The following is a 7081-nucleotide window of genomic DNA, read 5'->3' on the forward strand; positions in this document are numbered from 1 at the left end:
CTCCTCGATGTTCGTGCCGAGCGCGCCAGGTGCCTTCGGTGTGGGCGGCGGCTGGACGATCTACCCGCCGCTTTCGACGTCAGGCCAGCCCGGTCCCGCGATGGACCTTGCGATCCTGTCGATCCACATTGCCGGCGCTTCGTCGATCCTCGGCGCCATCAACTTCATCACCACCATCTTCAACATGCGCGCTCCCGGCATGACGCTGCACAAGATGCCGCTGTTTGCCTGGGCCGTGCTGATCACCGCCTTCCTGCTGCTTTTGTCGCTGCCGGTCCTGGCGGGCGCCATCACCATGCTGCTCACCGACCGCAATTTCGGCACCGCCTTCTTCGTGCCGGACCAGGGCGGTGACCCGCTGCTCTTCCAGCACCTGTTCTGGTTCTTCGGCCACCCCGAAGTGTACATCCTGATCCTGCCGGGCTTCGGCATCATCAGCCACATCGTCTCGACCTTCTCGAAGAAGCCCGTCTTCGGTTATCTCGGCATGGCCTACGCCATGGTCGCGATCGGCGCGGTCGGCTTCATCGTCTGGGCGCACCACATGTACACGACCGGCCTGTCGCTCGACACGCAGCGCTATTTCGTGTTCGCCACCATGGTCATCGCGGTGCCGACCGGCGTGAAGATCTTCTCCTGGATCGCCACCATGTGGGGCGGCTCGATCTCCTTCAAGCCGCCGATGCTGTGGGCGCTGGGCTTCATCTTCCTGTTCACCATCGGTGGCGTCACCGGCGTTCAGCTGGCCAATGCCGGCCTCGACCGTTCGCTGCACGACACCTATTTCGTGATCGCCCACTTCCACTATGTGCTGTCGTTGGGCGCCGTGTTCGCGATCTTCGCCGGCTGGTACTACTGGTTCCCGAAGATGACCGGCTATATGTACTCGCCGGTGATCGCCAACACCCACTTCTGGGTCACCTTCGTCGGCGTCAACCTGATCTTCTTCCCGCAGCACTTCCTCGGCCTCGCCGGCATGCCGCGCCGCACAGTCGACTATCCTGACGCGTTCGCCGGCTGGAACATGATCTCGTCCTACGGCTCCTATATCGCGGCCGTCGGCGTCGCGATCTTCCTTTACGGCGTGTTCGAAGCCTTCCAGAAGAAGCGCGTCGCCGGCGCCAACCCGTGGGGCGAGGGTGCCACGACGCTCGAATGGCAGCTGCCTTCGCCGCCGCCGTTCCACCAGTGGGAACAGCTGCCGAAGATCAAGTAAGGCAGCCCTATCACGAGATCGCCGGACAGCCGGCGGTCTTGGCCAACGGAATGATGGACTTTAAGTACGCATGGCCCTTGCCGACCACAGATTGATGAAGGACGCGGGCTTTCGCATCTCGGAAGCGACAGCGGGCGATTACTTCGCCCTGTTGAAGCCGCGCGTCATGTCGCTGGTCGTCTTCACCGCCTTTGTCGGCCTGGTCGCCGCGCCCGTCGCCATCAATCCGCTGATCGCTATGGTCGCCATCCTGGCAATCGCCATAGGCGCCGGCGCCTCCGGCGCGCTCAACATGTGGTACGACGCCGATATCGATGCGGTGATGACCAGGACGGCATCCCGCCCGGTGCCGGCGGGCCGCGTCACGCCAGGCGAGGCGTTGACCTTCGGGCTGGTCCTGTCGGTGCTGTCGGTGATGACGCTCGGCGTGCTGGTCAACTGGCTGTCGGCATCGCTTCTCGCCTTCACCATCTTCTTCTATGCCGTCATCTACACGATGTGGCTGAAGCGCTGGACGCCGCAGAACATCGTCATCGGTGGCGCCGCAGGCGCCTTCCCGCCGGTGATCGGCTGGGCCGCCGTGACCGGATCGGTCAGCCTCGAAAGCGTGATCCTGTTCCTGATCATCTTCCTGTGGACGCCGCCGCATTTCTGGGCGCTGGCGCTGTTCAAGTCCGATGACTACGCCCGCGCCGGCATCCCGATGATGCCGAATGTGGCCGGCCAGGCCTCGACGCGCCGGCAGATCTTTGCCTATGCGCTGATCCTGGCGCCGATCGGCGTGCTGCCCTGGGCGCTCGGCTATACCACCGCCGGCTACGGCGTGGTTTCCGCGCTGCTGGGCTTAGGCTTCGTCTGGTATGCCTGGAAAGTGCTGGGCATGGCTGACGGCGACCGCGCGATGAAGCCGGCCAAGGCGCTCTTCGGCTATTCGCTGCTCTATCTCTTCGCCATCTTCGCCGCCTATCTCGTCGACTGCGTGGTCGGGCGCGCCCTCGTCATGGGGGGGATATGATCGTGGCCGACAAGAAGATCGAACTGGTCACGCTCACCGAGCGCCAGCTGAAGGCGCGCCGCAATCGTTCCGTTGCCATCGGCTTGGCGCTGGCCGCTTTGGTCATCATCTTCTACGTCGTCACCATCGCGCGCTTCGGCCACCATGGCGCGAGCCTGACCGGCTCGGGTCTGTTCGGAGGCGGCTGATGGGCGGCGACGTGAGCAAGCCCCGCAAGGTGAACAACGGCATCGTCGCCGCGGTCTGCCTCGCCTTTTTCACCGGCATGGTCGGCATGGCCTACGCTGCCGTGCCGCTCTACAAGATGTTCTGCCAGGTCACGGGCTATGGCGGCACCACGCAGCGCGCCCAGAAGCAATATGCCGGCCGCGTGCTCGACCGCGACATCACCATCCGCTTCGACGCCAACACCAACGGCATTCCGTGGCAGTTCGAGCCCGTCGCCCGTTCGGTGACGATCAAGATCGGCGAGACGACGCAGGCGCATTACAGCGCCACCAACAAGTTCGACCGCCCCATCACCGGCCGCGCCTCGTTCAACGTGCAGCCGGAAATGGCCGGCGCCTATTTCAACAAGGTGGAGTGCTTCTGCTTCACCGACACGACGCTGAAGCCCGGCGAGACGCTGGACATGCCGGTCGTGTTCTATGTCGATCCAGACATCGTCAACGTGCCGGAACTCAAGGACTTGAAGACCATCACCCTGTCCTACACGATGTTCCCGGTCGAAAAGAAACAGCCGGTCGCCTCGTCGGCGCCGGCCGCTGGCAGCAGCAAAAAAATTCCAGATTCCGAAGCAAGCCTCGGGGGTTGATATGGCAGACGCGCACGCAAAACCACACCACGACTACCATCTCGTCAACCCGAGCCCCTGGCCCTTCCTGGGTTCGGTCGGCGCGCTAGTCACCGCCATCGGCGGCGTCTGCCTGATGCAGTATCTGAAGGGCGGCAACTTCCCGGTGTTCGGCCACAACATCGCCAATCCGTGGCTGTTCTTCATCGGCATGATCATCGTGCTCTACACGATGTTCGCCTGGTGGTCGGACACCATCAGGGAAGCGCATGAAGGCTACCACACGCGCGTCGTGTCGCTGCATCTGCGCTACGGCATGATCATGTTCATCGCTTCCGAGGTGATGTTCTTCGTCGCCTGGTTCTGGGCCTTCTTCGACGCCAGCCTGTTCCCCGGCGAGGCAAACCAGTATGCCCGCACCGCCTTTACCGGCGGCGTTTGGCCGCCGAAGGGCATGGAAGTCCTCGACCCCTTCCATCTGCCGCTCTACAACACCATCATCTTGCTGCTGTCGGGCACGACGGTGACCTGGGCGCACCACGCGCTGCTGCATGGCGATCGCAAGGGCCTGGTCAACGGCCTGGTGCTGACCGTCGGCCTCGGCATGCTGTTCACCATGGTTCAGGCCTACGAGTACATGCACGCGCCCTTCGCGTTCAAGGAATCGATCTACGGCGCCACCTTCTTCATGGCGACCGGCTTCCACGGCTTCCACGTCATCATCGGCACCATCTTCTTGGCTGTCTGCCTGGTGCGCGCCATGCGCGGCGACTTCACGCCGAAGCAGCATTTCGGCTTCGAAGCTGCCGCCTGGTACTGGCACTTCGTCGACGTGGTCTGGCTGTTCCTGTTCAGCGCCATCTATGTCTGGGCCTCGAACGGCGCGCTGATCGAAGGCCATTGATAAAAAGCAATTCAGGGAAAACGCGCAGCGATTTCTCCGGAATTTGCTTTCAGCAGTTTTTCAGGAGTTTTGAAGGTGGTCGCGGCAACGCGACCGCCTTTCTTCTTTTCGGCGCAATGGCCGGCCATCGGTGAGCGATGTGGGTGAAGTTTCCTCTGGCCATCGCCGCGCGTCTGATCGCGACGGCTCCGCTGCTTGAACGCAATGTGCTGTCGCAGCAGAAGGTTGATTTGGTGCGCGTCGAGAAGTCAAACCGGCAATTGCAACTGATCGGCGGCGATAAGATCCTGCGCAGCTACAGTATCGCGCTGGGCGGAGATCCGGTTGGTCAAAAGCATCGGGAAGGCGATGAGCGAACGCCGGAGGGTCGATACATGCTCGACTGGCGCAATCCTAACAGCGTCGCCAACAAGTCGATCCACATCTCCTATCCCAACGCCGATGACATGGCGGCGGCAAAGGCCCTCGGCGTCGATCCAGGCGGCGCGATCATGATCCACGGGCAGCCGAACGGTTTCGGCTGGCTCGGCCGGCTGCTTCAAATGGTCGACTGGACCGACGGCTGTATTGCAGTTACGAACTCCGACATGGATGAAATCTGGACTATGGTGGCCGATGGCACACCGATCGAGATCATGAAATGAGCGAAGACAAGGCGATCTGGCCCCCCATCGACCTGATCTCGGCGGGCCTGCATGGCCGCTGCCCGCGCTGCGGCGAAGGCAAGCTGTTCTCGGGCTTCCTCACCGTCGGCAAGCGCTGCTACAATTGCGGGCTCGACTATTCCTTCGCCGATGCCGGCGATGGGCCGGCGGTGTTCGTCATCCTGATCATCGGCTTCCTCGTCGTCGGCCTGGCGCTCTGGATGGAGGTGACGTTCAGCCCACCGCTCTGGCTGCACTTCATCTTATGGATACCGCTGGCGCTGGTGCTCTGCCTGACGGCGCTGCGCCTGATCAAGGGCGTGCTGATCACCTTGCAGTACTCGAAGAAAGCCTCCGAGGGCAGGCTGGAATCCCACGAATGACCGAGGCGACCGGTTCGGCGGCCGGCCGTTCGCGGCCGCGTTCGGCCTTGCTCATCGGCCTCGGTCTTGTCCTGTTCGCCATCCTGATCGGGCTCGGCACCTGGCAGGTCCAGCGCCTGCACTGGAAGGAAGACCTGCTCGCGACCATCGACAAGCGAACGCATTCCGCTCCGTTGCCGCTGGCGGACGTCGAGCAGCAATTCGCCGCTTCCCATGATGTCGATTACACCCCGGTGACGGTGACGGGCACTTTTCTGCACCAGGGCGAACGGCATTTCTTTTCGACCTGGCAAGGCGACAGCGGCTTCAACGTCTACACGCCCCTGCAACTCGAGGGCGGCCGCTTCGTGCTCGTCAACCGCGGCTTCGTTCCCTACGATCTCAAGGATCCGGCCAGGCGCCAACAGGGAGAAATTGCCGGCAAGGTGACGGTGACCGGACTTGCGCGCAACCCTCTGCCCACCAAGCCGTCGATGATGCTTCCTGACAATGATGTCGCCAAGAACATCTTCTACTGGAAGGACCGCGATGTCATGGCGGCGACCGCCGGCCTGCCGGCCGGGTTCGTGCTGGTTCCGTTCTTCATCGATGCCGACAAGACGCCGAATCCCGGCGGCCTGCCGGTCGGTGGCGTCACCATCATCGACCTGCCGAACAACCACCTGCAATACGCGGTCACCTGGTATGGCTTGGCCGCCGCTCTCGCCGCCGTCCTGATCCTGAGTCTGCGCCGCCCGGCGAAAGAAGCGTGAAACGGCCGCTCTTGACAGGGCAGGGGTGCGCACCTCATTTCCCTCCAGCTTTCCGACTGAACCGGCCTGAATTTGATGATTGAGAAAAAGCCACCGCTGACGATCAGGCTCTGCCAGCCGCGCGGCTTCTGCGCTGGCGTCGACCGCGCCATCCAGATCGTGGTGCTGGCGCTGAAGAAATACGGCGCGCCGGTTTATGTCCGCCACGAGATCGTGCACAACCGTTACGTCGTCGAAGGGCTGCAGAGCCTCGGCGCCGTCTTCATCGAGGAACTGTCCGAGATCCCGCCGGAGCATCGTCAGTCGCCCGTGGTCTTTTCCGCGCATGGCGTGCCGAAATCGGTGCCGGCGGATGCCGAGGCGCGCAATCTCTTCTATCTCGACGCCACCTGCCCGCTCGTCTCCAAGGTGCACAAGCAGGCGATGCGCCACCAGCGGCTCGGCCGCCATGTGCTTCTGATCGGACACGCCGGGCACCCGGAGGTGATCGGCACGATGGGCCAGTTGCCGGAAGGCGCCGTGACGCTGATCGAGACCGAGGCCGACGCCGCGCGCTTCGTGCCCGTCGACGCCTCGGCGCTGGGCTTCGTCACCCAGACGACCTTGTCGGTCGAGGACACTGCCGGCATCATCCGGGCTCTGCAGGAGCGGTTTCCCGAACTGCACGCGGCCGCGGCCGAATCGATCTGCTACGCCACCACCAACCGCCAGGAAGCGGTGAAGGAGACGGCCGCCGGCGCCGATCTTTTCCTCATCGTCGGCGCGCCCAATTCGTCCAATTCGCGTCGTCTTGTCGAAGTGGCGGAGCGCGCCGGCGCCACCATGTCGCTTCTCGTGCAGCGCGCCGCCGAAATTCCGTGGGATGAGATCGCCGGGATCAGGACACTTGGCCTGTCGGCCGGCGCCTCGGCGCCGGAAATCATCGTCGACGAGATCATCGATGCGTTCCGGCAGCGTTTCGACGTCACCATCGACCTGGCCATCACGGCCACGGAAACGGAGGATTTTCCGGTGATGCGGGTACTGCGCGATGTCGAACTGACGGCGGCCGACATGGCCTTCGTCAATGGAGCGGCGTGAAACCGGATGGCCGTCTACACCGACGTCAATGAAGGCGAATTGACCGCATTCCTCAAAGCCTATCCGGTGGGTGAGCTGCTCTCCTACAAGGGCATCGCCGAGGGCACCGAGAATTCCAATTTCCTGGTCCACGCCTCCACCGGCTCCTACATCCTGACGCTTTACGAGAAGCGCGTCGACAAGGCCGACCTGCCGTTCTTCCTCGGCCTGATGGGCCATCTCGCCAGGAAGGGCATTTCCTGCCCGCTGCCGGTCACGGCGCATGACGGCACCGTCATCGGCACGCTCGCCGGC

At 63.3% G+C, this 7081-nt stretch carries 10 protein-coding genes; all 10 read left to right on the forward strand.

Translation table 11 applies throughout. The features are described from left to right. The coding region (locus tag EOA28_RS19030; RefSeq protein ID WP_148670759.1) for a cytochrome c oxidase subunit 1 at positions 1-1216 on the forward strand (1216 nt) is incomplete at its 5' end. Positions 1217-1286: 70 nt separating this feature from the next. After that, a complete protein-coding gene (locus EOA28_RS19035) occupies positions 1287-2231 on the forward strand; it encodes a heme o synthase (protein WP_127251374.1) in 945 nt (314 codons plus the stop codon). After that, the gene (locus EOA28_RS19040) at positions 2228-2419 is read left to right on the forward strand and encodes a hypothetical protein (protein WP_127251375.1); all 192 of its coding nucleotides are present in this window, start codon (positions 2228-2230) and stop codon (positions 2417-2419) included. Before EOA28_RS19035 ends, EOA28_RS19040 begins: the two co-directional genes overlap by 4 nt. Further along, complete coding sequence (locus tag EOA28_RS19045; RefSeq protein WP_127251376.1) at positions 2419-3045, forward strand: cytochrome c oxidase assembly protein; 627 nt, start codon at positions 2419-2421, stop codon at positions 3043-3045. Before EOA28_RS19040 ends, EOA28_RS19045 begins: the two co-directional genes overlap by 1 nt. Before the next feature lies 1 nt (position 3046). Continuing rightward, positions 3047-3928, forward strand: a complete 882-nt coding sequence (locus tag EOA28_RS19050; RefSeq protein WP_127251377.1) for a cytochrome c oxidase subunit 3 — start codon at positions 3047-3049, stop codon at positions 3926-3928. Positions 3929-4065: 137 nt separating this feature from the next. Then, positions 4066-4572, forward strand: a complete 507-nt coding sequence (locus tag EOA28_RS19055) for a L,D-transpeptidase family protein (protein ID WP_127251378.1) — start codon at positions 4066-4068, stop codon at positions 4570-4572. Then, positions 4569-4955, forward strand: coding sequence for a DUF983 domain-containing protein (locus tag EOA28_RS19060; RefSeq protein WP_127251379.1), 387 nt, complete (start codon positions 4569-4571; stop codon positions 4953-4955). Before EOA28_RS19055 ends, EOA28_RS19060 begins: the two co-directional genes overlap by 4 nt. Next, positions 4952-5707, forward strand: a complete 756-nt coding sequence (locus EOA28_RS19065) for an SURF1 family protein (protein WP_189342103.1) — start codon at positions 4952-4954, stop codon at positions 5705-5707. Before EOA28_RS19060 ends, EOA28_RS19065 begins: the two co-directional genes overlap by 4 nt. 75 nt (positions 5708-5782) lie before the next feature. Then, positions 5783-6787 carry a 4-hydroxy-3-methylbut-2-enyl diphosphate reductase gene (ispH, locus tag EOA28_RS19070; protein ID WP_042641772.1) on the forward strand — a complete coding sequence of 335 codons (1005 nt, stop codon included), beginning with the start codon at positions 5783-5785 and terminating at the stop codon, positions 6785-6787. 6 nt (positions 6788-6793) lie between these two features. Further along, the coding region (locus EOA28_RS19075) for a phosphotransferase (protein ID WP_148670760.1) at positions 6794-7081 on the forward strand (288 nt) is incomplete at its 3' end.

The organism is Mesorhizobium sp. M2A.F.Ca.ET.067.02.1.1, assembly GCF_004023285.1.
GTDB lineage: Bacteria > Pseudomonadota > Alphaproteobacteria > Rhizobiales > Rhizobiaceae > Mesorhizobium.

What these genes read in the sequence shown, in the direction of transcription:
- EOA28_RS19045 (WP_127251376.1), top strand. Translation starts at nt 2,419, where the DNA reads ATGGGCGGCGACGTGAGCAAGCCCCGCAAGGTGAACAACGGCATCGTC.
- EOA28_RS19055 (WP_127251378.1), top strand. Translation starts at nt 4,066, where the DNA reads ATGTGGGTGAAGTTTCCTCTGGCCATCGCCGCGCGTCTGATCGCGACG.
- ispH (WP_042641772.1), top strand. Translation starts at nt 5,783, where the DNA reads ATGATTGAGAAAAAGCCACCGCTGACGATCAGGCTCTGCCAGCCGCGC.
- EOA28_RS19040 (WP_127251375.1), top strand. Translation starts at nt 2,228, where the DNA reads ATGATCGTGGCCGACAAGAAGATCGAACTGGTCACGCTCACCGAGCGC.
- EOA28_RS19065 (WP_189342103.1), top strand. Translation starts at nt 4,952, where the DNA reads ATGACCGAGGCGACCGGTTCGGCGGCCGGCCGTTCGCGGCCGCGTTCG.
- EOA28_RS19050 (WP_127251377.1), top strand. Translation starts at nt 3,047, where the DNA reads ATGGCAGACGCGCACGCAAAACCACACCACGACTACCATCTCGTCAAC.
- EOA28_RS19035 (WP_127251374.1), top strand. Translation starts at nt 1,287, where the DNA reads ATGGCCCTTGCCGACCACAGATTGATGAAGGACGCGGGCTTTCGCATC.
- EOA28_RS19060 (WP_127251379.1), top strand. Translation starts at nt 4,569, where the DNA reads ATGAGCGAAGACAAGGCGATCTGGCCCCCCATCGACCTGATCTCGGCG.